The sequence below is a fragment of the Kitasatospora sp. NPDC024654 genome (assembly GCF_055559155.1).
Map to the genome: position 1 here is coordinate 1 of NZ_JBVHLF010000044.1, position 23,146 is coordinate 23,146.

A 23,146-nucleotide genomic window follows, 5' to 3' on the forward strand; every position below is an offset into this window, starting at 1 on the left:
CGGATCAGGCTGTCCTCAGCTTCCCCCAGCCGCTGCGACGGCCAGGAGGCAAGGGCCTCTCACCCCCACTCGACTTCAAGCGCCTCGTGGCGCACGTGATCTTCGGCCCAGTCGTCACCGATGAACAGCACCAGCACCCGCCCCTTCGCCCTCGTCCGGTCATGATGCGCAGCCTGCGGAAGGCACAGCTCGCGCCCTAATGGATCCAGTGCTCACGCCCGACCACTCGGCGGGCACGCCATCCCATTAGCGGTCAGGCCTCCCGGCCGACCAGCGGGGGCACGGTCTGACACCAGAGCTCGCAGTGGCTCCGGCGGCTGGAGTGCTCACCCGCTGGCGGCTACGGACCGCAGTCTCGCTCACGGCCCGTCGAGTCCCATTAGGCGGCTGATCCCCCCCACAGAGGGGAGGGTGAGGCGTCGGCGAGGCGTCCGCCTGGGGTCCACCTGGCTAAGCCGGTACCCCCCTCAACATCATCCGCCTCGACGCCCACTGGAGCACCGAAGACGCCCCACCCGCCTCAGCCACACACTCACGGCATGACCGAATAGCGCAGCAGAGTCGGAGGCGTTGGCCTCCAGCTTCGTGCCGTCCAGGGCGACGCGGCCCATCTTGACCATGCCGAGCTTCTGCGCGAGGTGGAGCGATTGGAAGAACAGGTCAGCGAGGGCATCCAGATCGCGACGGCGGAACCGGGCGATCGAGCGGAAGTCCGGGTCGTGTCCCGCCGAGTGGTGTAGCCGATCTTGCCTCAAAGCTTCACAGGTGCGCAGCTGCCGGGAGACCGGACGGCGCCCTCGGACTGAAGCCCACAGGCTGACGCCTTGTCAGCCCAGACGGGGTTCCCGAAGCCGGGATTCCGGTCGTGAACTGCGCTTTTGCCGCCTTGATCGGCTACACCACTCGGTGGGACACCATCGAAGTCCGGGGCCTGGTCGGCGGCCAGGAACCGGAACGCGACGTCGTCCACGCAGCGGCGCTCGATCGCCCGGGAGGAGCGCACCCCGGTGGTGTAGCCGTAGATCAGCAGGCGGACCATCAGGCGTGGGTCGTACGGCGGAAAGCCCCGCTTCCCGGTGTAGTCGGCCAGGATCGGTGACAGGTTCGAGCACCTCGTCGACCAACTCGGCGACAAACCGAGCCGGGTGGTCCTCGGGCAGCCGGCCGTCCAGTGACGGCGGCAGCAGCACCTGGCCCGGTTCGAACACCCGGAACTTCTTGTCCACCATCGCCGCACGTGCCTGCGGCTGCTCTGGCTCGACCCGCTCGGCCTCGGACAGCCCCTCCGGATCACGCATAGCGGGATCATCCCGTATGAATGATCACGATCCGTACGCGGGTTGCCGGTTGCTGAGACACGCTCCTAGGCATGCTCAGCGGTCGCGGGGTCGAGCAGATGCGTGGAGAGAACGCGCATCCCGGTGCGCAGTTGCTCGGCTTGGGCCGGCTGGCCGGCCTGGTCGTAGGCCTGGACGGCGGCCTCTCGTTCGGCCAGTTCGGCTCGGACGATCCGCTCGACCTCGGCCTCGGTCAGCTCCCGCCGGGGTGCCTCGGCCGCGCCGACGCCCACTGGGGTCTGCTCGATCGCCAGGCCGCCGCCGGGCATCGCGGGCAGCTCGACGGCCTCAGCATTCTCGATGGCCGCCAGGGTGGAGCGGAGTACGGCCAGTGCCACCTTGTCCCGGGCCCGCAGGGCAGCCGGCAGCGCCGCCCTGAGCCGCTGCTGGAGCGACTCAGGGCCGGCCTGGGAGTTCACGTTCGACATGCCGGGTATGCTACGGCCCTCCCGCCGTACGCTCGATCTGTTTTCCGCAGGGTCCGCAGCGGGCCGTCTGTACGGCTGTTTGCCCTGGCCGATGGTGCGGAGGGTGCCGTTGCCCTTCACATCGCAACCGTCGGACTCGCCACAGCGATCGCCTGACCGGGCTCGGCCCACGGCCCACTCGCGCCCGCTTCCCGACCTGGTATACCCCAACCACCCACCCCGCCAGCATGAGCCGGCAACCCCGACCACCGCGGTGACCACGATTACCAGGTCGGTTGCCGGTTACTGAGCTAGGTCTGGCTGTCCGTGTCGCCACGCATGATCACTACTGGGCAGGGCGCGTGTTGGGTGCAGTGTTGTCCAACGGACCCCAGCAGTGCGCCGGTGAAGCCGCCGTGCCCACGGTTTCCGACGACCAGGAGGGACGCCCCTTCGGCTGCTTTGAGTAGAACCTCGGACGGGTTCCCGCAGGCCACCAGGGTGCTGACCGGCACGGACCGCTCCTGGCCGAGGGCCTGGTCCACGGCCCGGGTCAGCACCTGGCGTGCCTGCGCGTCCAAATCCGGGTCGGCGGGGTCGGGATGCCAGGTGTACAGGCCGGAGAACGGCGGCGGTTCCCAGGCGATCACGGCTTGTACGACGCCGTGCGTCAGCTGTGCCTGCCTGGCTGCCCAGCGGAGAGCACCCAGGGACGGCCCGGAGCCGTCCACTCCCACGACGATCCGTGCTTCGCCGGCCTTCGTTTCGGTCATGACGCCTCCTTGTCTCGGCTCCTGTGGCAAGCCTGCACCGGGCGACGGCTCACGGCCAAGGGCCCACCGGGTCACCTGGTGGGCCGGATGGCCCGAGGCCCGGCGCCGCTGACTGGCGGAGACCGGGCAGTCGTCAAGTCCAGCGTCGACGCCGGGGCGGTCAAGGTCGTGACGCGTGCCTGTGGAACTCTGACCGTCGACGGCCATGAGCCGGGCGGTCTCGGTGCCGGAGTGTGGGGGCCGATCCCGGAGCGGCGGTGCTCGTGGTCGTAGTTGACGGTGAACGCCTCCATCCACTCACGGGCGTGTGCCAGACAGGTGAACCGTTCGGGGAAGTCGACGGGGTGTTCGCTTGTCTTGAAGTGGGCCTCGCTGTAGAGGTTGTCGCTGCTGACCTTGGGGTCGGAGTGGGTTCGGGCGACGTTGAGGTCGATCAGCAGCTGGGAGACCTTCTTGCTGGTCGTCGAGGTGCTGCGGTCGGCGTGCACGAGTGGGGAACGATGCCGTTGATCTCGATGGCTTCGCGGATCAACTCCTCTGCCCGGTCAGTGGATTCGGCATGAGGACTACTTAGGGGCGCTTTCAGACCGAGCGTCTGCGCCGGATCCGGCGCAGACGCTCGGCCGATGACGCCGGTGCTGAACGGATCGGGCGTGCGGGCTTCATCGTCGCGCACCGCCCCCAGCAGGGGTCGCGTCATGGGTTCCCTCGCCGCGGAGCACGGCGCACACAGAGCCGTCGACCTGCTCCAGGCCGTGTTCGGTGACGAGTGAGACCTTGTGGCGGCCGACGAGGACGAAACAACCCGGCAGGGCTTCTTTCCGCCGATCCGCGATGTCGACGGCCTCGGGGACGGCGCTCAGGCCGAGCGACAGGGAAGTCTCGGCGCTCGCGAGGATCGTGATCGCACACGCCGCTGGCGTGTGCGATCCGTTACCACCGGAAGCACGTCGGTGTTCAGCGGTGCCTGGCACGGCGGCGGGTGATGACCACGGCCGCGGCGCCGGCGCCGAGTAGTGCCCCGCCGACGGCGGCAGTGGTGGCGAGTTGGTCGCCGTTGCTGCCGGTGAAGGCCAGTGCCGGTGTGGGTTCGGGAGACGGTTGGGTCGTGGTGGCCGGGGCTGTCGGAACAGCCGGATGGGAGGCGGCCGTGCTCTGCGGGGCAGATGGGGCAGCAGGTGAGGACGCGGTGCTCGGGGAAGCGGACGAGGCGGTCGGTCCTGATGGGGACGGTTCCGGATTGGTCGGGCTGTTTGAGGGCTTCGGCGCGCAGGCCGTGCCGCCGTTCCAGGAGGCGATCATCAGGCCGGAGAACGGGTCGTCCGGGTAGTGCGGCATGGGGTGATCGCTGTCGCTGCCGTCGTACTTCTCGCCGAGGCCGTAGAGCGCGATCTCTCCGTAGCACGGGGGCATGTGGGCGCTGACGTCCAGCGTGGCCCGGTAGTTGCTGCGGTTGAGCGTCGTGGTCGCCCATCCCAGGAAGGTCTGGGTCCCGGAGGTGGACCAGGTCGGCCCCTGCGTCGAGTAGGAGGCCAGCGAGACGTCGTAGTCACAGCCGGGGGACGGATTGCCGGCCAGCCGGACCTGCACGGTGCCGGACTCGCTTGGCATCGTGGGGCTGATCGTCCACTGGGTGCCGCCGTCGACGGAGTACTGGACCGGCGCCTGGCCACAGTCGGGGTCGGCGAGTGCGGCGGGTGCGGTGATGACCGTGGTGCCGGCGGCGATGCCGAGGGCCATGAGGGTCGGCAGGCCGCGGCGAAGCTTCACGTGCACGAAGGCTCCTGGTCTTGAGGGAGGGGTGAACAGGAAGGGAGAGCAGGACGAACAGGGACAGGCCGGCTCGGTCGGGTGCTGCGCGGGTGACCGCGGGCGTAGCCAGTCGACGGCGGCCACTTCGACTGGCGGGCCGGGTCGCTGTCCAGGCTGCTGGCCGGTGCGCCGCTGCCGGTCGGTGCTCGTCGGCACCGTGTGCCCGGGGCCTGCCGTGCTGGCGTAGGCGGGGCTTGGCTGCCTTTGTCCGCGGGAACGTTCACACGCTGACGGCTGGGAGGGGTTGCGGTGCCTTGCCGGTCGCCGGGGATGACGGGGCTTCGTCACTGGTGTGGTCAGGCTGCCCGTCGCCTTCGATGTCGAGGTGCGGGAGGATCCGGTCGAGCCAGCGCGGCAGCCACCAGTTGCCCCGGCCGAGCAGGGCCATGGTCGCGGGCACCAGGGTGCCGCGGACGACGGTGGCGTCGAGCATGACGGCGCTCGCCAGGCCGATGCCGAACATCTTCACCACGGGGTCGTCGTTCAGCAGGTAGCTGAGGAAGACGCTGACCATGATCAGTGCGGCCGAGGTGATGATCCGTCCGGTGCTGCCCAGGCCGGTGACCACCGCCTGCCGGTTGTCGCCGTGACGGAGGTAGGCCTCGCGGATCGCGCTGAGGAGGAACACCTCGTAGTCCATGGACAGGCCGAAGAGCACGGCGAACATGAGTAGTGGGACGTAGCCCGGGACGGGGACGGCGCTGTGCAGCCCGATCAGGTGTGCGCCGTGGCCTTCCTGGAAGACGGCCGTCAGGATGCCGTAGGACGCACCGACCGCCAGCAGGTTCATTGCGGCCGCCTTGGCCGCGACCAGCGGGGAGCGGAAGGCGAGCAGCAGCAGGAACGCCGCGACGGTGAGCACGAATCCGATGATCAGCGGCATGCGTGAGGCGATCCGGTCGTTGAGGTCGGCCTGTGCCGCCGGGACACCGCCGACGTGGGTGGTCTGCCCGCTGCCCGCGGTGGCGGCGGGCAGGGTGGTGGCGCGGAGCCGGTGCACCAGGCTGGTGGTGGCGGGATCGGAGGGGGCGGTGGTCGGGGTGACCTGCCAGCGGGCGTGCCAGCCGTCCACGGCGAGCTGCGCGGGGCTGACCGAGGCCACGCCCCGGGTCTGCCGCAGCGCGCTGGTGAAGGAGGTGAGACGCGGGTCCGTCGAGCCGGTGGCCGGGGTAGGCAGGGTGTCGGTGACCTGGAGCGGTCCGTTGACGCCGGGCCCGAACGCGTCGGCCAGCTGGGTGTAGGCGGTACGGCTGTCGGTACCCGGGGCGTTGGCGCCGGCGTCGATCTGGCCGAACGTCAGCCGCGTGGCGGGCAGCGCGAGGAGGGTCAGCAGGGCGAGGGCCGCCGCCAATGCTCTCCAGGGCCGGGCCGTGACGGCCCGTGCGACCGCGGCCCAGCCGCGCGGCCGGTCGGCGGGGGCGCCCGGCGGTCGGCCGGTGCCCAGCCGGTGGCCCAGCAGGGCGAGGGCGGCGGGCAGCAGGGTCAGGTTCACCGCCATGGCGACCAGGACGGCGATCGCCGGTGCCAGGGCCAGCGCGTACAGCAGGGGGAGCCGGCCCAGGCAGAGGCCGGCCAGGGCGGCGACGATGGAGCTGCCGGCGAAGGCCACCGACTTGCCGGAGCCCGCGGTGGTGCGGGAGGCGGCCTCCTCGACCGGGACGCCACCGGCCCGCAGATCACGGAAGCGGGTCAGGCAGAAGAGCGTGTAGTCGATGCCGACGCCCAAGCCGACCATGGCGGCGAGGGTCTGCCCGGCGGACGGTATGTCCATCAGGTGGCCGACCAGGCCGATCACGGGCAGCGTGATGCCGAGCCCGATGCCCCCGGCGAGCAGCGGCAGTCCGGCCGCCACGAGGTTGTGGAAGGCGAGGAGGAGGACGATCAGCGCTGCGGCCAGGCCGATGACCTCGCTGTAGTCCGTCGGCCGCTGGTCGGCGGCGGTCGCCAGGTTGCCGCCAGGGGTGGCCTGGATGCCCGCCGCGGTGGCCGGTGCCGCGGCCGCGACGATGGCCGAGGTGGTGGCGGCGGTGATGTCGCGGGCCGGCATGTCGAGGGTTATGGAGAGGTAGCCGGTGTGGCCGTCGGCGCTGAGCGCGGACTGGTCGGCGGGGACCAGGAAGTTGGTGACGCCGACCACGTGGGGCACCCGGGCGATGGCCTGGGCGGTCCGTTCGACCGCCGTGCGCTGGGCGGTGGCGTCCAGCCGGGGCGCGGCGGGCGAATCGCGCAGGACGAGCGGCTGCTGCCCGGAGGGGGAGCCGGGGAAAGCCAGGTTGTCGACGTTCGTCGCCGCCTGGCTGTCGCTGCCGGGCAGAGTGACGTCCTCGCTGGTGACCTGGCCGTAGTGGAGGACGGCGGTGAGCGCGGTGGCGAGCAGGAGCAGCCACGCCGTCACGACCCGCTTGGGCCTGCGGGCGCACCAGCGTCCCACGGTGATGAACATCGGCCTGCGGCCCCTTCGGATTCGAACGGTGTCGGGAGTGGACGGACCGACGCCGAAGCCAAACTAATTGCACTCTGAGTGCAGCGTTAGACTTGCATCGGGAGTGCAACCATGTCAACTCGAGGGAAGAGGGGTCGATGCGCCGCAATTCGTCATCCGCATCCGAGGCCGGCCACACGGTGGACGGCCGCACCGAGCGTGGCCGGCAGACGCGCGAGCGGATCGCCGACGCGATGCTCGCCCTGCTGGAGGAGGGGGAGACCAAGTTCGTCGCGGAGCGGATCGCCGAGCGTGCCGGGGTCTCCCGCCGGCTGGTGTTCCACCACTTCGACGACATGGCCCAGCTGGCCGATGCCGCCATCACCCGCAGACTCGACCAACTGACCTCGCAGGTCCGCCCCTTGCCGACCGGGGGGCCGCGGGCGGAGCGGGCGGCGGCACTGGCCGAGCAGCGCGCGCGCCTGCTGGAGTGGCTCACCCCCACCCGGGTCGCGATCGCCCGCTTGGACGACCCCTCCGAGCGGGTCCAGCAGGTCGTGCGGCAGATGCTGGACTTCGGCCGGTTGCGGCTGACCGAGGTCTTCGCCACCGAACTCGACCGCCTACCCGAGGGTCGGCGCACCGACCTGCTCAACGGACTGGACGCCGTCACGACCTGGAGCGCCTGGCACCACTGGCGGACCATGGGTCTGAGCCCCGAGGAGGCCCGTCACGCCATGGAGGTCACCGTGCTCGCCTTGCTGGGGTCGGCCGACGAAGCGGATCCCGTCGGCTGAGCGAGCCGCCAGGGCCGAAACGGGCGCGCGGCAGGCCCCTGCCGCATGTGGCCGTCGGCGCGCGGTGCGCCCCTGGCGCCCGCGCCCGGCCACCAGTCACAAGACGCGTCGACCACCGCGAGGGCGCCGGCCGGACGGTGGCCGGTACCCTCGCGGCACTCCGGGGTGGCGCGCGGCACGTCGCCGGAGCCGGGGTCAGGGCATCACGATGGCGAAGTTCGGATCCGGCCGGTCGAGGAAGGTGCCGAACTCCAGCAGCGCCTGCGCGTCGCCCGCCAGCATCAGCCGTCCGGCGACGATCTCGTCGGCGAAGGTCGTGGTCCGCCCGAGCACGGAGTCGAGCGTGGTGCGGGCCAACGTGAGGGTGGCGGTCGGGGTTTCGCCGCGCGGTGGCTCGCCCCGCATCGGGGTGAGGGCACCGTTGGAGAGCAGTAGGCTCCAGGTCTCGCCGGTGTCGGTGAACTCCCAGCGCAGCAGCAGTCGGCGTCCGGCGGCGCGCGGACCGTTGATCCGCACGGCCATCGACTGGAAGACCTGCTCGGCGGTGAGCGCGGCGAGGACGTCGGTGGAGGTGCGGTCGGGCATCGCGATGACACCGTCGCGCAGTTCGGCGGCGCCGGTCAGGTAGAAGTTGCGCCAAGGGCCGGATTCGGCGCCCCAGCCTAGGTGTTCGAAGGTCTCGGCCTGCAGCTCGCGTGCGGCGGCGTGTTCGGGCTCGGCGAACACCACGTGGCCCAGCACCTCGGCTACCCAGCGCAGGTCGCCGGCCCCGAAGCAGGTCCGCGCCTTGCGTACCACCTCGTCCGCGCCGCCCATGAACTCGACGTAGCGGCGGGCCTGTTCGACTGGCGGGTGTGGCCACAGGTGGGCCGGGTTGGCGTCGAACCAGCCCATGTAGCGCTGGTAGACCGCCTTGGCGTTGTGGCTCAGCGTGCCGTAGTAGCCCCGCACGTGCCAGGCGCGCTCCAACGCCGGTGGCAGGCGCAGCTCCTCGGCGATCTCGGCGCCGGTCAGGCCGGCGTTGATCATTCGGACCGACTGGTCGTGCAGGTAGGCGTAGGCGTCGCGCTGTTGCTCCAGGAAGTGCAGCGCCCGGTCGGCGCCCCAGGTCGGCCAGTGGTGCGAGGCGAAGACGGTGTCGGTGGTGTCCGCGAACAGGCGGATGGTCTCGGTGAGGTAGCGCGCCCAGGCGCTCGGGTCACGCACCAGGGCCCCGCGTAGTGTCAGCACGTTGTGCAGGGTGTGGCAGGCGTTCTCGGCGACGCAGAGCAGCCGCAGCTCGGGGAAGTGGATGTTCATCTCGGCCGGCGCCTCGGTGCCCGGGGTGAGCTGGAAGACCAGCCGGACGCCGTCCACCACCTCCTGCTGGCCGGTCGTGGTGATGTCCACGGTCGGGGCGATCAGGCCGACCGAGCCGAGCGAGGTGGCCTGGCCCAGGCCGCAACCGATCTGCCCGGCCGGGCCCTTGGGCAGTGCCGCGCCGTACATGTAGGCCGCGCGGCGGGTCATCGCCGGGCCGGTCATCACGTTCTCCCCGGCGGCGTGCTCCAGGAACCCGGCCGGCGCCAGTACCGGCACCTCGCCGGCCGCCACCGCCGCCCGGTCGACCACCCCGTGCACGCCGCCGAAGTGGTCGACATGGCTGTGGGTGTACAGGACCCCGGTGACCGGCCGCGGTCCGCGGTGCTCGCGGTACAGGGCCAGCGCCGCCGCCGCGACCTCCGCGCTGATCAGCGGGTCGATCACCAGTACCCCGCGGTCGCCCTCGACGAAGGTGATGTTGGACAGGTCCAGGCCGCGGACCTGGTAGACGCGGTCCACCACCTGGTACAGCCCCTGACGGCTGGTCAGCCGGCTCTGCCGCCACAGCGAGGCGTTCGCGGTGGGCGGGCAGGGCTCGGCGAGGAAGGCGTAGGCGTCGTTGTCCCACACCACGCCGCCCTCGGCGTCCCGGACCAGGCACGGGTCCAGCCGGGCGACGAAGCCGCGGTCCGCGTCCGCGAAGTCGTCACCGTCGATGTCCGTCAGGCCGCCCGGGCCGTCCGCTCGTGCTGTCGTGGTCATGGTCGCTCCGATTCGAGAGAGGGATGCACATGGAACACTATTGCACTATGAGTGCAATAGTGTGCCCAGTGGATTGATCGGCAAGATCGGCCACGACCGGCGAGGAGGCCACTGATGGACGAGGAAGAGCTGTCCGGAACGCACAGGTGGGCACAGCTCAGGAGGCGCGCCGGACTGCACTCGGCCCTGCCCCCGATGGCGTTCCTCGGCGCGCTCGCGCTCGCCCGTGGGCGCCAGGAGGTGGCACTGGCAGCTGCGTCGGCGGTGGCCGCCGCCGTCGCCCTGGTCCGGCTCGCGCGCCGCGAAGGAACGAGGCCCGTCGCCGTGTCCTTCGGCGCTGTGCTGCTCGCCGCCGCATCGGTGCACCACGGCGGTCGAGCCGGGGACTTCTTCCTTCCGGAGCTCGCCCTCAACACCGCCCTTGCGATCTGGTCCGCGCTCTCCCTGGCCCTGCGCGAGCCGGCCACCGCAGTAGTCCTGCGCCTCCTCGGCGTCCGGAGGGCTCCCGCCGGTCAGGCGGCCAACACCGCTGTCTGGCTCGCGTTCTGGGTCGCCCACATATTACCGAGAATCCGGTCACCACTGCCTGCGTGGCCCGCATCGAACCCGCAGGCCACGCGTGGACGGTGCGCTGGAGCAGCGCAGGCCACCCTCCGCCGTTGCTGCTCACCGCAGACCGCCGGGCCCGGTACCTGAACGCCGACCCCGACCTGCCCCTCGGTGTCGACCCCGCCCAGCAACGCCACGATCACACACACCCTCTGCCGGTCAGAGCGACCGTGGTCTTCTTCACCGACGGCCTCATCGAGCATCCCAAGCACCCGGTTGAGGCGGGCCTGGAACGCCTCGCCGCCCTCGCCATCACCCACGCCGCCCTGCCACTGCAGGACTTCGCGCAAGCCCTCGTCGACCACCACCCCAGTGACGGGCACGACGACATGGCCGTCCTCGCCCTCCGCGCCCCGCAAACCGCCTCGAAGCCTCGCAAACGTTGAAGACTGGCGGATCGGACCACGCCGGCCAGGGAGTGCTTCCGGACCGGGCTCAGACCCGAGTGTGGCCTCGACCGCCGGACGGATCCCGGGTGGGCGCACGTGGTCTTCGGCCTCGGGACGGCTCGGTTGCGCGCGGGCCGGCATCCCGGCGACCACGAGGCCGGGCAGCACCGTGCGAGCACGACCTCAGCGGCGAGCAGGCGTCCTCTCCGGGCCGGGCCCTGCGACCCAGCTCGGCCGAGATCCTCCGCAAGCTCCTCAAGGTGGCGTTCCAGACTCGGGTGGGTGGAGAACAGGGCGGCGGGGCCGGCTCTTCTCGCCGAGGGCGGGGCGAGGAGGAAGGGGTTGAACGCCTGCGTTGCGGCCTCGCCCACCGAACAGCTCGGAGTAGAACGTGAAGCGGGCCGGGAACACAGCCCGGACTCCCAGGAACGAGGCGACCGTGATCACGGCGATGTCGCGGTGGGCGACGTGGGACAGCTCATGGGTGAGCACGCCCTCCTGCTCCGGGATCACCAGTCGGCGCAGCAGGCCGGAGGTGACGCACACCACGGCGTGTCGGCGTTGCGGCCGGTGGCGAACGTGTTGGACAGGTCCACCGTGGAGAGGGCCACCCGCAGTCTGGGCATGTCGGCCCTTCTCGAAGCCGACCGGCCACGGGGATGGGCGGCGGAAGTGGCCCTGCCCCACCCGTCACACCGGCTCGGTCGGCCCTGGCGGGCGCGGCCGGTCTTTGTTCTCCTGGGAGTGACGGCAGGCGGGGCCGCCTCCGTCCTCGAACATCAGAACCCCGCAGGGAGGCCGCCATGAAGGCCACCATCGGAGACCGGGTCATCGTGGAGGGCACCCGTGCCGGCAGCGCGCGCCGGGACGGAAGGGTGATGGCACTGCACCACCCGGACGGCGAGCCGCCCTGGGACGTCCGCTGGTCGGACACCGGTCGCACCACCACGTTCTTCCCCGGTCCGGACACGCATCTGCACCACTTCGCCGGCCAGGGACCCGACCGAGCGCCGGAGCAGGCCGCGCGGCGGGCCGCCGAAACCGGCACGGACGAGCCGGCCGCGTCCGAGGAACCCACGCGCGAGGGCCCGCGCCCGGCCAGGCCGAAAGACCCCGGCGACGTGGGGCGACGGATCGCAAGGAGGCGGGAGCAGGTGGGGCTGGGTCCTGAGGAGACCGCCGATCGGGCCGGGATGGCGGTGCCGTACCTGGAGTACCTGGAGAGTTCGCCGGCCACTCCCGATCGGGGCGCGCTCAACAGGCTGGCCGCAGTCCTCGACACCACCGCCGAGCAGCTGCTCGGCGGTGGTGTCGATCTGCCACCCGGCCAGGGCCGGGCCGCCGCGCACCCGGTGCTGGAGGCCCTGCCCAAGGCGGAGTGCTGGAAGCGGCTGGCAACCGGCGGAATCGGCCGGGTCGCCCTGACCACGTCCGCCGGCCCGGTGGTCCTGCCCGTCAACTACTGGGTGCTCGACGGCACGCTGATCTTCCGCACCGCCCCTGACAGCAGCCTGGCCGCAGCCCTCGACGAGCGCGTCGCCTTCGAGGTAGACCGGATCGACGAGATGCTGCGCACGGGCTGGAGCGTGCTGGCGGTCGGCACCGCCCAGCGGATCGACGACCGGCCCGCACTCGCCCATCTCCGGCAAGCCGGCACCCCGGACCCCTGGGCGGGCGGCGAGCGTGACCTGTGGCTGCGGATCAAGCCTGACCAGCTCAGCGGGCGCGCCGTGCGCACGGACGACGCCGCGCCGGGTTGACGGCCGGAGTTCCCGCCGTTGTCCGGCCGGAGCTCGTCGGTCACCCGAGCGGGCTCCACTGTTGGCCGACTGCCGGTCACATGCGGAGCCTGGAGATTCGGTCTCGCTCAGAGCGCCGAGCCGCCGGCGCCGGAGTCCTCCCGGCCGGCGCGGAGCAACTGCCGCCCGAGGTCGGCCAGGGCTCGGCCGGCCGCGTACTCGTCACCGATCTCCGGCACCGGGGCGTCGTGCGGGTTGCGGTGCGCGACGGTGCGGCTCTGCAGGGTCCGGTCGCCGGTGTCCAGCACGGCGTGCACCTTGGTGGTGTCACCCTCCTCGAACAGATCGAGCCGTAGGGACCAACGCTTGGCGCGGATCGTCGACGTTCCGCCGGACGCGCTGCCGGTGCTCGTCGCTCCGTCCTGCGTTCCACCGGTCACGGCCTGACGTGCCGGAACGTGGGGCGGCACGGTCCGGTCGGCGACCGATACCACTCCATCCACCGCGCCGCACAGCCGCAGCACGACCGGCACCAGGTACGGCGGATCGATCGTGCCGCTCAGGATCACCCGCCCCTGCTCCACTTCCACCCCCACCGCCGCCGGACTCACCCCGGCCACCTGCCCGAGCACCTCCTCGACGATCTCGCGACGGATCGACTGATCGTCGCGCAGGAACACCCGCAGGAGGTCATGGCGGCTCACCAACCCGACCAGTCGGCCGTCCTCACCCACCACCGGCAGCCGCTTGACCCGGTGACGGTCCATCAACCGGGCTGCCGCCACCACGCTGGCCGACGGCACCACGCATACCGCGGGGCTGGTCATCAGGTCCTTGGCGGTCACCACGCCGCTCGGCACCCCCGCGGGGCTCCGTGGCGGCGACAGGCCGGAGGGGTCCTCCTGAACCGCCTGCATCCGGATCAGGTCGCCCTCCGAGACCACACCCACCGGCCGTTCCAGTGCGTCCACCACCGGTACCGCGGTGACACCGAACTCGGTCAGCAACGCCGCGATCTCGCGGAACCCGCTCTCCGGTGAGACCCTGACCACCTCGCGGGTCATCAGCTCCTCCACGGTGCGATGCCGCATGGCTCACCTCGCCTGTGCCGTCGACCCACTCCCGCACTCTCCCACGCTACGACCGGACCAGTCGCGCCGCCGCCGGCCGCGTGCGCCGAGCCGCTTGTGGGAGGCCCGAGCAGGGTGCACCGTGGTGACTGGGCGGCATGCGCCCGACACCAAAGGCGGGGGTGATCGGAAAGGCAGGGCTGGACCATGCGCCGGCGCACCGTTCACGACGTGATGACCCACGACGTCGTCGTCGCACAGCCGGAGAGCACCTTCAAGGAGATCCTGGAGCTGTTCCACCGCAACGACATCACCGCCGTCCCGATCGTGGACGAGCAGCGACACGTCCTCGGCATCGTCTCGGAGGCCGATCTGATCCGCAAGGAGGCCGGCCTGTGGGACACGGACGACCACCGGTCGGTGCTGGGCCGGCTGCGCCGTCGCGAACAGGCGCGCGCGCGGGCCATGACCGCGGACGGTCTGATGACCACCCCGGTGGTGACCGCGCGGTCGCAGTGGAGCCTGGCCGAGGCGGCCGAGGTCATGCACCGCAGACGGCTCAAGCGGCTTCCCGTGCTCGGGGCCGAGGACCGGCTCGTCGGCATCGTGAGCCGGTGCGACCTGCTGCAGCCGTTCCTGCGCGACGACCGCGAGATCCGCGCCGAGATCGTCCACGAGGTGCTGGGCGAGGCGCTCTCGCTGCCCGTCCGCGCTGTCGAGGCCATCGGTGTCGTCGTCCATGAGGGTGTGGTCACCCTGTCCGGCACGGTCGAGCGCAAGAGCCTCATCCCCCTCCTGGAGGGGCTGTGCCGCTCGGTCGACGGTGTCGTCGGCGTTCGTCAGAGCCTCGCCTACACCACCGACGACACCCGCTTCGACCCCGCCCGGCAGCCCGTGCCCGACGTCAGCCAGCCGCCGGCCCGCGCGGGCGCCGATCCCGGCGGTACGGCGCACCGCTGAATGCCGCACCGACCAGGTGGCCGGCCGGATCGCCTCCCCGGACAACACGGTATGCGGCGGCCGCGGGCCCGCGCGGCTGCGCCGGCCGTCGGGCCAGGTCCCGTCGTCCGTCCCCGACCGGTGAGGAGTGTCCGGCAGCCGTCGGCGGCGCCACCTTCCTGGTCGTGGGCGACCGCGGCTACGACGGCTTCACCGGGGCCTCCCGGGATCGGTCGGCCGGCGCCGCGATCACGCGACCTGCCCCGTCGCGATCGTCGGGGGATCGGGATCCCGAGGGCCGCGAGCCACCGGCACCCGCCCTCCCTCGGCGTCCTGACGTCCCGGGTGACCGGGGCCATTGGACCCATGCCAGCGACGATCGACCGGGCGCACGCTGCACACGCTCGGACACCGTCACGATTGCCTCGCGTTCCGCGCGGCATGCCGCGGCCATGAGCCCCGGCGTGCCGCCCCACCTCTCCAGGCTCGGTCAGTGCCTCATCGCGGGCCAGCCGTCCCGGCGCATGTCCGCCCGAGCGGCCCGGGTACCTGGCCGGCCTCGCCGGACCACGGCATCCCGCGATCGGTCCGGTCGGGTGGCGGACTCCGCTGGCCGGGCGGAGCGCACGGCGCTCAGGCGTGCGGGACGACGGCCGTCGGGGCGTGGGCGTGGTGGATGACGGCGTGGGTGACCGGGCCCAGGCGCATGCCGACGTGGTGCGGCCGGTTGCGCCGACCCACCACCACAAGGGCGGCACCTCCGGAGCCACTGACGATGGCGGCCGCCGCTCCGCCCGAGCGGACGGTCTCGACGACCTCGGTGTCCGGGTACTTCTCGCGCCAGCCGTGCAGTGCCTGGCTGAGCAGCCGGGCCTCGGACTGCTCCCACAGGCGGGTGTCCGGAGGTGGGGCGACCCAGCCGGGGTGCGGCCAGACCGGCGGCAGCTCCCAGCCGTGGACCACGCGCAACCGGGCGCCCCGCAAGCCGGCCTCCTGGAAGGCGAAGTCGAGGACGGCGTCCGCCGGGGAGCGCGCGTCCAGCCCCACGACGACCTCCGGAGCGCCCGCGTCGGTCGCCGCACCGCCCGGGCCGGCCGCCCCGGCGCGGACCAGGACCACCGGCACCTCGGCGTGCGCGGCCGTGGCGAGGCTGAAGGAGCCGACCAACAGACCCGAGAACCCGCCGCGCCCGCGAGAGCCGATGACCAGCAACTCGGCTCCGCCGGCCACCCCCGCCAGGCCCTCGGCGCCCTGCTCGAAGGAGAGCTCAGTGTCCACCACGAGGCTCGAGTAGGCAGCCGTGACCAGGCCCGCGGTGCGGTCGAGCATCGCCTGTGCGGCCGCCTGAAGGCCGCCGCCCGGCGTTTCGACGTCGTGCTCCTTGGCCAGCCAGGGCCAGAGATGGACCAGCCGAAGTGGGCATCCGCGGCGCTCGGCCTCCTCCGCCGCCCAGACGGCGGCCGCGTCGCTCTCGCTCGAACCGTCGACTCCGGCCAGCACCGGTCGCGTCATGGTGATCGCCTCCGCGAGGAGAGGGTTGAGTACCACCTGCCGGATCGGCGGGTGCCGACCGGCCTACCGCCAGTCTCGCTTCGGCGGAACGCCGGCGCCCGGGGCACCTGGTCCCGTGGGGGAGGGCCGGACGTCCCTACGCGGGCCGAACCCGGCCGTCGAGGCTCGTCCGCGAGGTGTCTCCGCTCCGGTGGTCGCTGCCGGGCAGGCGGGCCCGGCCACGGGCGGCCGCTCCTGATCGGACTCCCGCCTCTCCTGGCGACGGTGACGGTGTCGCCGGCCGGGATTGCTCCACCAGTTCCTGGGAACGGGCGGTGGCGACGCTTCGTGTTGATGGTGGCGGCCCATGACATCAGCAGGCCAGGGGACCTGCAGGGACATTCCGGGCAGCCGGCTCCGGTTGGCCTCGGACAGTTTCCACGGCCAAGTGCGCCAGTCCGTATGGCGGGCGACGGGCCCGCCGACCAGCTACGACGGCGACGATGGGCACTCCGAGGCTGCGGCAGCTCGACAGTGGCACAACGTCACCACCGAATGTGAGTCAGAGCCGCAGGCAGTACAGACCCCTGCTGAATGGCCTCGGCGCAGTCCGCTCCGCTTGATCTCCTTCAAACCGCCCCCGGGCCGGCTTGCTTCTCCTGGTCGTCCGGTGATCCGGTGGTTCGTCTGGGTGGGCATGGCGGTGGCAGTCAGGTCGCCGACGACGGCACGGGGGCGGGCTCCTCCGGCACCTGGGCGTCGGGGGGCGTCTCGTCGGAGCCGACGGCGACGCCGCGGCGCTTCGAGACCCACACCGCGATGATGACGACGGCCAGTGCAACCAGGGCGATGGCCAGCCGCAGGCCGAGGTTGGCGTGGGAGCCGAAGCTGAGTTCGACGATGGCCGGGGCAACCAGCAGCGAGACCAGGTTCATCACCTTCAGCAGGGGGTTGATGGCCGGTCCGGCGGTGTCCTTGAACGGGTCCCCCACGGTGTCGCCAATGACGGTGGCGGCGTGGGCGGGGCTGCCCTTGCCACCGTGGTGGCCGTCCTCGACCAGCTTCTTGGCGTTGTCCCAGGCCCCGCCGGAGGTGGCCAGGAAGACGGCCATCAGGGTCCCCGTGATGATGGCGCCGACCAGGTACGAAGCCAGCGGGCCGACGCCGAGCAGGAAGCCGAGGGCGATCGGGGCCATGATGGCGAGCAGGCCCGGGGTGGCCAGTTCGCGCAGCGCGTCGCGCGTGCAGATGTCCACCACCCGGCCGTATTCGGGCCGCTCGGTGCCGTCCGTGATCCCGGGCCGGGTGCGGAACTGGCGGCGTACCTCGAAGACCACCGCGCCGGCGGAGCGTGCGACGGCGTTGATGGCCAGGCCCGAGAAGAGGAAGACGACGGCGGCACCGGCCAGCAGGCCGACCAGGTTGTTCGGCTGGCTGACGGCCAGGCTCAGGCTCGACCCGTGGGCGGCCGGGCCGATCTGCGCCTCGGCGGTGCCGATGGCGTCGGTGTAGGAGCCGAACAGCGCGGTGGCCGCGAGCACCGCGGTGGCGATGGCGATGCCCTTGGTGACCGCCTTGGTGGTGTTGCCGACCGCGTCCAGTTCGGTGAGCACCTGCGCGGCCGGGCCGGTGACGTCGCCGGACATCTCGGCGATGCCCTGGGCGTTGTCGGAGACCGGGCCGAAGGTGTCCATGGCCACGATCACGCCGACGGTGGTCAGCAGCCCGGTGCCGGCCAGCGCGACCGCGAAGAGGGAGAGGATCAGTGACCCGCCGCCGAGCAGGAAGGCGCCGTAGATGGCTACGCCGATGGCCACGGCGGAGTACACGGCCGACTCCAGGCCGAGCGCGACACCCGAGAGCACCACGGTGGCCGGCCCGGTCAGCGAGGTCCTGCCCACATCACGGACCGGGCGGCGATTGGTCTCGGTGAAGTAGGCGGTGAGCTGCTGGATCACGGTGGCCAGTACGACCCCGACGGCCACCGCGGACAGGGCGAACACCCGCGGGCTGCCCGCGTGCCGGGTGATCTCGTCCGGCACCCCGTGCAGACCGGAGAAACGGGCCGGCAGGAACGTGAAGACCGAGCCGGCCACCAGCACCAGCGACACGACGGCGGAGGCGAAGAACCCGCGGTTGATCGCGGTCATCCCGCTGCGGTCCCCGGTCCGCGGGGAGACCAGAACGATGCCGAGTACCGCCGTGAGCACCCCGATGCCGGGCACCACCAGCGGGAAAGCCAGCCCGTGGTCGCCGAACGCGGCCCGGCCGAGGATCAACGCGGCGACCAGGGTCACGGCGTACGACTCGAACAGGTCGGCCGCCATGCCCGCGCAGTCCCCGACGTTGTCACCCACGTTGTCCGCGATCGTGGCCGCGTTGCGCGGGTCGTCCTCAGGAATCCCCTGCTCCACCTTGCCCACCAGGTCCGCGCCCACGTCAGCGGCCTTGGTGAAGATTCCCCCGCCCACCCGCATGAACATCGCCAGCAGCGCCGCGCCGAAGCCGAACCCCTCCAGCACCTTGGGCGCGTTGGTCTGGTAGACCAACACCACCGCCGTCGCCCCCAGCAGACCCAGCCCGACGGTGAGCATGCCGACCACCCCGCCGGTGCGGAAGGCGATCCGCATCGCCCGGTGCGAGACCGAGCGCACCGCCCGCTGCCTGGCCGGCGGCTCCCCCTCAGCCGGCGCCTCCGCCACCACGGTCGCCGTCCGCGCCGCCGCGGCCACCCGGACGTTGCTGCGCACCGCCAACTGCATCCCCGCGTACCCGGTCACCGCCGAGAACGCCGCTCCGACCAGGAAGAACACCGAACGGCCGATCCGTTGCCCCCAGTTGTCCGCCGGGAGCAGCAGCAGCACGAAGGGCACCACCCCGGCGAAGACTCCCAAGGTGCGGAACTGGCGCGCCAGATAGGCGTTCGCACCCTCCTGGACCGCCCCGGCGATCTGCCGCATCGTCGTGGTGCCCTCGTCCGTGGCCAGCACCTGCCGTGCCAGCACCCAGGCCACCACCAGGGCACCGGCCGCGATGGCCGCAACCACGACCACCAGGGTCCGATCCGACGCGGTCAGCACAGGTGCGGCCGCAGTCCGGACACCGAGCAGGCCACCGCGGGAGAGGGGCACGGGGGTGTGCGGTACGGCGGGTGCGGCGGCAAGTTGGACCCCGGCCATTCCGTCCTCCTTGACATCGCACCGGTGCACCCGGCGCGCTGGGCCGCGCGGGTGAGTCGGCGCGGTGTGTGAACAGCGGCGAATCCTGGGGCCCACTCTCGCTGAGTGGCTGAGGCGACAGCGCCGTCCAGAGGCGGAGCCCCTGGTCAGACCGAGGCTAACCCTCGGCGCCAGGGGTCTCCAGAGCATTGGTGCAACCGGGTGGCCGATCGTGCGGCCGCGGCTGATCCGCCCGAGAATGAGGACCCGGGGGCCGGTGGCGGCGCATGCCGCCGACGAACCCGCTAGGAGACACCGCATGGACTTCGAGGTGATCGTCGAGATCCCCCAGGGCTCGCGCAACAAGTACGAGATGGACCATCACACCGGGCGGATCCGCCTGGACCGGATGCTGTTCACCGCCACCCGCTATCCGGCGGACTACGGGTTCATCGACCAGACTCTCGGCGGGGACGGCGACCCACTCGACGCGCTCGTCCTCGTCGGCGAGCCGACCTTTCCGGGATGCGCCGTCACCTGCCGCGCCATCGGCATGTTCGTGATGAGGGACGAGAAGGGGCCTGACGAGAAGGTGCTCTGCGTGCCCGCGGACGACCCCCGCTTCTCACGACTGCAGGACATCGACGACATGCCCTCCCACGACCTCATGGAGATCACGCACTTCTTCGAGGTCTACAAGGACCTCGAACCCGGGAAGTCGGTCGAGGGCTCGCATTGGGAGGGCAAGGCCAAGGCGTACGCCGAGATCGAGGTATCCCGTGCCCGCGCGGCGGCCGGAGGCAGCTGACACCGCGAGGTCGCGATGGGCGTTTCAGGCCCCACCAAGATCGTTTCTTGGTGGGGGCCGCCGTTCGCCCCGATGCGGTGCTGCGCGCCGCTGGGTGGTGGCAAGGAGCACGCAGAGCGGCCATGGCTCGCACGTCCAGGCTGGGTCGTGCGCGGGATCGCCGTCCCCCTCGCGATCTCGGCGGCCCGGGACTACGGTCGAGTGGGGCTCGAGGGAGGTTCCCAAGCCGGATCAAGACAATCGAGGAACTCGATCTCACCCATCCGCGTGGTCTGACGTACCAACAACTCGCGCGTCTGGGAACCTTGGACTTCATAGCGGTCAAGGAGAACGCCGTTTCCGCGCGCGTTGGTGGCCAGTTCAGATTCCCCGCTCGCGGCCAGTTGGCGGGGAGCTGTCTGGCCGCGAATGTCACAGCCCGTAGTCGTCAACGGGGTGGCTGCCCGGCTTCGGGCGCCTGCTCGCCCGCAAGGCCGAGCTGGTGGCAGGCCCCGAACTCACGCCGGACACACCGCCGGAGCTTCTGCCCCTGGGGTTCTCCGCCGCCTACTGGCTCGACCTGCGCGCCTACGACCCGTCGGTGCCTGCGGACCTCGACCGCCACGAGTTCGGCGTGGCGCAGTGCGGCGTCCTGGAAGGCGAAGGTGACGGCGGCAGCGGAGCAGGCGGAGCCGTCGACGCCGACGACGACTGGCCCCGCGGTCGAAGCATCGGGCTCCGGCTCGGCGGTGAGCACGACGGCGACCGGGCAGGCTGGGTGTCCGGCCAGCGAGGTGCCGATACTGCCGAAACGCAGCGCGTCCTCCAGGTGGGTCGGCCGTCGGCCGCCGACGACGAGCAGCTTCGCGTGGTCGGCAGCCTGCCGCAGGGCACGTGCGGCCCGGCCCTCGACGAGAGCCGTGGTGATCTCCAGGTTCGGGTGCCGTTCGGTTGCGAGCAAGCGGGCGGTGTCGAGGACGGCATCCCCGGCGGCTCGGAAGGTGAGGCTCCACCGGTGGGAGGGGTGGTCGGGGGCGAGGTGCGGTCCGGTGCCGGTGGGCCAGTCCTGGGCGTGGACCAGGTGAAGCGGGAGATGACGCCAGGCGGCTTCGTCCGCCGCCCAGAGCACCGTCTGGCGGCTGCCCGGCGAGCGGGTCACGCCCGCGATCACCGGGGGACGGGTGTCGGAGACAACCATGGCTGCACCTCATTTTCGCGCGGGGCCGGTTGCTTTCAGCATTGCTCGCCGGCGCGGACCCGTCCGATGGCCGACCCGCCCCGGCCAGTGGGCCGTTCGGCCTTGCCGAGAGGGAGTATCGGGTCACTGCCCGGGGCCACCTCCGCGGCAGGCTGGTAGCGGGGCGTCACGGTACGAAGGGTGACCCACATGCGGTCCACCAGCGGAATCATGTTTCCGTCACCACTGAGCTGCTGCCCGCCGACAGCCCCGGAGCCCTGCTCCCCGGTGCCGCTCGAGAAGTCGTCGCCGCACGTCACGCGGCAGATCTGTACTCGTTGACGAGGCCGTCGAGGATTCGGGTGTGCAGCAGTCTGTGAGTGCCGATGCCTATCGCGAGGGCCGCTCATGGATGTCGGGTGGTGGCTGGTCGCGCCCCCAGTGAGGTCGGTGTTCGTTGTGGTGGCGCTGGTAGGCAGCGAGTACTTGTCGGGCATGGGCCTCTCCCAGCACGAGGACATGGTCGAGGATCTCGCGCCGGATGCCGGCGATGACGCGCTCGCAGTGGGCGTTCCGAGGAGCCTGCGGTGTGCTCTCCACGGCGGGGTGCGGGTGACCGGTGCGCCTGCGCGCACTGTGGTCCGACTTCGCGGCGATGAAGCTGCGATGCCAGCCGAGCAAGGTGCCGGGCTTGACCGGGAAGACCTCGCGCCACCGACGGCGAGGTATCAGGTCGGAGAGGGCAACGAACCAGAATCGATCGGCTGGCTCGCAGCGGACCGGGCCGCCCGGCTGCCAGCGCAGCACCGCGTTCTCGTGCTGTAACACGAGAACCTCCGCGTCTTTCGCCGCATCGCCGCGAAGCAGCGTCGACGGAAGTGAGAGCAGCTCCCGGTCACCTTGTACAGCACCGACACGATCGCCCGAACATGCTGCCAGCCGACGAACCGTCACTGCTGCCATCTGCGATGACGAATTTTTAGGGGTGGCACAGGATCGCCCAGGACACCGAGGACCGCGCCGCTCGGCCCAGGAGGTCGCCGAGGCGGATTGCGAATTGGGAGGGACGCCGCCCGCGCTGCGGACGGGTGGGAAAGCGGCGGGACGTTGGCGGGGTAGCCGTCAGCCATCGGCCGGATGGTTTTTGCGCCCGTAAAGTGACGCGCGCCCCGCCCCCGGCCGCGCGCCCCTCCGCCAGAGTGCTCCACGCACCTCAACTCGGCCACCACACCTCGATGGTGTCCCACCGAGTGGTGTAGCCGATCAAGGCGGCAAAAGCGCAGTTCACGACCGGAATCCCGGCTTCGGGAACCCAGTCTGGGCTGACAAGGCGTCAGCCTGTGGGCTTCAGTCCGAGGGCGCCGTCCGGTCTCCCGGCAGCTGCGCACCTGTGAAGCTTTGAGGCAAGATCGGCTACACCACTCGGCGGGACACGACCCACACCTCCACCGTCCCCCGCTGATGACACAGGACAACCCGGTGGTTCTTCGCAGCCACGCAGCGCCCTCCTGCCGCAGGTGCGACGAGGCCAGACGCTGCCCGAGCTGCTCCGCGTAGTCGTCGTTGCAGGCGACGACTTCCTCGAGATCGATCATCTGCGGCAGATCGACGACCGGCTGCCGCCCCGCCAGGTACTCCGCAGTCTCCGTCCACGACCCGCTGCTCCTCAGCCGCCGGAACGTGAAGCTGTTCTACGACCTCCTCAAGGAGTGGGTGTCGACGGCCGGTATCGCCGACCGCGTCGCCGAGCTGTTCCGGGTCAGGCGAACAAGGTGCTGGACAGGGTGGAGGACCCGCGCAGGCTGGGCCTCCCGGCCCCGACGGCGTGGTGGATGGCACGACAGTGCCTGCCGCTGGTCGTGGGGCTGTCGTACCCGGTGGGACGAACGGGCAGGTTCAACCCGGGCCCGGGCGTCGGAATTCTCGAGTGCGGGCATCGGTGTGAGGGTGTTGCAGGGATACGGAACGGTCATGTCCCGCCGAGTGGTGTAGTCGATCTTGCCTCAGAGCTTCACAGGTGCGCAGCTGCCGGGAGACCGGACGGCGCGCTCGGACTGAAGCCCACAGGCTGACGCCTTGTCAGCCAAGACTGGGTTCCCGAAGCCGGGATTCCGGTCGTGAACTGCGCTTTTGCCGCCTTGATCGGCTACACCACTCGGTGGGACACCATCTACG

18 protein-coding genes and 2 pseudogenes are annotated in these 23,146 nt (G+C 71.4%); 7 read left to right on the forward strand and 13 right to left on the reverse strand.

What is annotated here, in order from left to right; all coding sequences use genetic code 11:
- A partial coding sequence (locus ACZ38L_RS24100) for a hypothetical protein (protein ID WP_465696945.1) occupies positions 1-200 on the forward strand: 200 nt, incomplete at its 5' end.
- Between the two features lie 710 nt (positions 201-910).
- On the opposite strand, the pseudogene ACZ38L_RS24105 reads toward ACZ38L_RS24100, so the two are convergent.
- The 6 genes and pseudogenes from ACZ38L_RS24105 to ACZ38L_RS24130 all read right to left on the reverse strand — a co-directional run.
- A pseudogene (locus ACZ38L_RS24105) lies at positions 911-1,229 on the reverse strand (transposase); the annotation flags it as partial.
- Positions 1,230-1,363: 134 nt separating this feature from the next.
- Entirely contained in the window at positions 1,364-1,765 is a 402-nt protein-coding gene (locus tag ACZ38L_RS24110; RefSeq protein WP_465696946.1) for a GatB/YqeY domain-containing protein, read from the reverse strand.
- A 290-nt stretch (positions 1,766-2,055) separates the two neighbouring features.
- The gene (locus tag ACZ38L_RS24115; protein ID WP_465696948.1) at positions 2,056-2,517 is read right to left on the reverse strand and encodes a universal stress protein; all 462 of its coding nucleotides are present in this window, start codon (positions 2,515-2,517) and stop codon (positions 2,056-2,058) included.
- 71 nt (positions 2,518-2,588) lie between these two features.
- Complete coding sequence (locus ACZ38L_RS24120; RefSeq protein ID WP_465696951.1) at positions 2,589-3,005, reverse strand: integrase core domain-containing protein; 417 nt, start codon at positions 3,003-3,005, stop codon at positions 2,589-2,591.
- A gap of 469 nt (positions 3,006-3,474) precedes the next feature.
- Positions 3,475-4,293 carry an LAETG motif-containing sortase-dependent surface protein gene (locus ACZ38L_RS24125; protein WP_465696953.1) on the reverse strand — a complete coding sequence of 273 codons (819 nt, stop codon included), beginning with the start codon at positions 4,291-4,293 and terminating at the stop codon, positions 3,475-3,477.
- A 256-nt stretch (positions 4,294-4,549) separates the two neighbouring features.
- Complete coding sequence (locus ACZ38L_RS24130) at positions 4,550-6,772, reverse strand: MMPL family transporter (RefSeq protein WP_465696955.1); 2,223 nt, start codon at positions 6,770-6,772, stop codon at positions 4,550-4,552.
- A gap of 137 nt (positions 6,773-6,909) precedes the next feature.
- On the opposite strand from ACZ38L_RS24130, the gene ACZ38L_RS24135 reads away from it, so the two are divergent.
- Positions 6,910-7,548 (forward strand): TetR/AcrR family transcriptional regulator, encoded by a 639-nt coding sequence (locus ACZ38L_RS24135; protein WP_465696957.1) that lies wholly within the window; start codon positions 6,910-6,912, stop codon positions 7,546-7,548.
- A gap of 195 nt (positions 7,549-7,743) precedes the next feature.
- Here the strand turns inward: ACZ38L_RS24135 and ACZ38L_RS24140 are convergent, their stop codons facing one another.
- Positions 7,744-9,612, reverse strand: coding sequence for an alkyl/aryl-sulfatase (locus ACZ38L_RS24140; RefSeq protein ID WP_465696959.1), 1,869 nt, complete (start codon positions 9,610-9,612; stop codon positions 7,744-7,746).
- Positions 9,613-9,726: 114 nt separating this feature from the next.
- On the opposite strand from ACZ38L_RS24140, the gene ACZ38L_RS24145 reads away from it, so the two are divergent.
- Both ACZ38L_RS24145 and ACZ38L_RS24150 read left to right on the forward strand, forming a co-directional pair.
- On the forward strand, positions 9,727-10,308 hold the full coding sequence (locus ACZ38L_RS24145; protein ID WP_465696961.1) for a DUF3159 domain-containing protein: 582 nt from the start codon (positions 9,727-9,729) through the stop codon (positions 10,306-10,308).
- Positions 10,203-10,607, forward strand: a complete 405-nt coding sequence (locus ACZ38L_RS24150) for a PP2C family protein-serine/threonine phosphatase (RefSeq protein ID WP_465696963.1) — start codon at positions 10,203-10,205, stop codon at positions 10,605-10,607. The genes ACZ38L_RS24145 and ACZ38L_RS24150 overlap by 106 nt, the downstream gene beginning before the upstream one ends.
- A 49-nt stretch (positions 10,608-10,656) precedes the next feature.
- On the opposite strand, the pseudogene ACZ38L_RS24155 reads toward ACZ38L_RS24150, so the two are convergent.
- Positions 10,657-11,242: pseudogene (locus tag ACZ38L_RS24155) on the reverse strand (M48 family metalloprotease); the annotation flags it as partial.
- Positions 11,243-11,413: 171 nt separating this feature from the next.
- On the opposite strand from ACZ38L_RS24155, the gene ACZ38L_RS24160 reads away from it, so the two are divergent.
- Positions 11,414-12,370, forward strand: coding sequence for a pyridoxamine 5'-phosphate oxidase family protein (locus ACZ38L_RS24160; protein ID WP_465696965.1), 957 nt, complete (start codon positions 11,414-11,416; stop codon positions 12,368-12,370).
- Positions 12,371-12,477: 107 nt separating this feature from the next.
- On the opposite strand, the gene ACZ38L_RS24165 is transcribed toward ACZ38L_RS24160, so the two are convergent.
- Positions 12,478-13,440: a CBS domain-containing protein gene (locus ACZ38L_RS24165; protein WP_465696967.1), complete on the reverse strand. Its 963-nt coding sequence runs from the start codon at positions 13,438-13,440 to the stop codon at positions 12,478-12,480.
- 213 nt (positions 13,441-13,653) lie between these two features.
- Here ACZ38L_RS24165 and ACZ38L_RS24170 point away from each other — a divergent pair, with 213 nt between their 5' ends.
- A complete protein-coding gene (locus ACZ38L_RS24170) occupies positions 13,654-14,379 on the forward strand; it encodes a CBS domain-containing protein (protein ID WP_465696969.1) in 726 nt (241 codons plus the stop codon).
- 612 nt (positions 14,380-14,991) lie between these two features.
- Here ACZ38L_RS24170 and ACZ38L_RS24175 read toward each other — a convergent pair.
- Both ACZ38L_RS24175 and ACZ38L_RS24180 read right to left on the reverse strand, forming a co-directional pair.
- The gene (locus tag ACZ38L_RS24175) at positions 14,992-15,906 is read right to left on the reverse strand and encodes a universal stress protein (RefSeq protein ID WP_465696971.1); all 915 of its coding nucleotides are present in this window, start codon (positions 15,904-15,906) and stop codon (positions 14,992-14,994) included.
- 653 nt (positions 15,907-16,559) lie between these two features.
- Complete coding sequence (locus ACZ38L_RS24180) at positions 16,560-19,028, reverse strand: sodium-translocating pyrophosphatase (protein WP_465696973.1); 2,469 nt, start codon at positions 19,026-19,028, stop codon at positions 16,560-16,562.
- Positions 19,029-19,326: 298 nt separating this feature from the next.
- On the opposite strand from ACZ38L_RS24180, the gene ACZ38L_RS24185 reads away from it, so the two are divergent.
- Positions 19,327-19,815, forward strand: a complete 489-nt coding sequence (locus ACZ38L_RS24185; protein ID WP_465696975.1) for an inorganic diphosphatase — start codon at positions 19,327-19,329, stop codon at positions 19,813-19,815.
- Positions 19,816-20,242: 427 nt separating this feature from the next.
- Here ACZ38L_RS24185 and ACZ38L_RS24190 read toward each other — a convergent pair whose 3' ends face one another.
- Together ACZ38L_RS24190 and ACZ38L_RS24195 are read right to left on the reverse strand one after the other, a co-directional pair.
- On the reverse strand, positions 20,243-20,992 hold the full coding sequence (locus ACZ38L_RS24190) for a universal stress protein (RefSeq protein ID WP_465696977.1): 750 nt from the start codon (positions 20,990-20,992) through the stop codon (positions 20,243-20,245).
- A 369-nt stretch (positions 20,993-21,361) separates the two neighbouring features.
- Positions 21,362-21,934, reverse strand: coding sequence for an integrase core domain-containing protein (locus tag ACZ38L_RS24195; RefSeq protein WP_465696979.1), 573 nt, complete (start codon positions 21,932-21,934; stop codon positions 21,362-21,364).
- Positions 21,935-23,146: the final 1,212 nt, after the last annotated feature.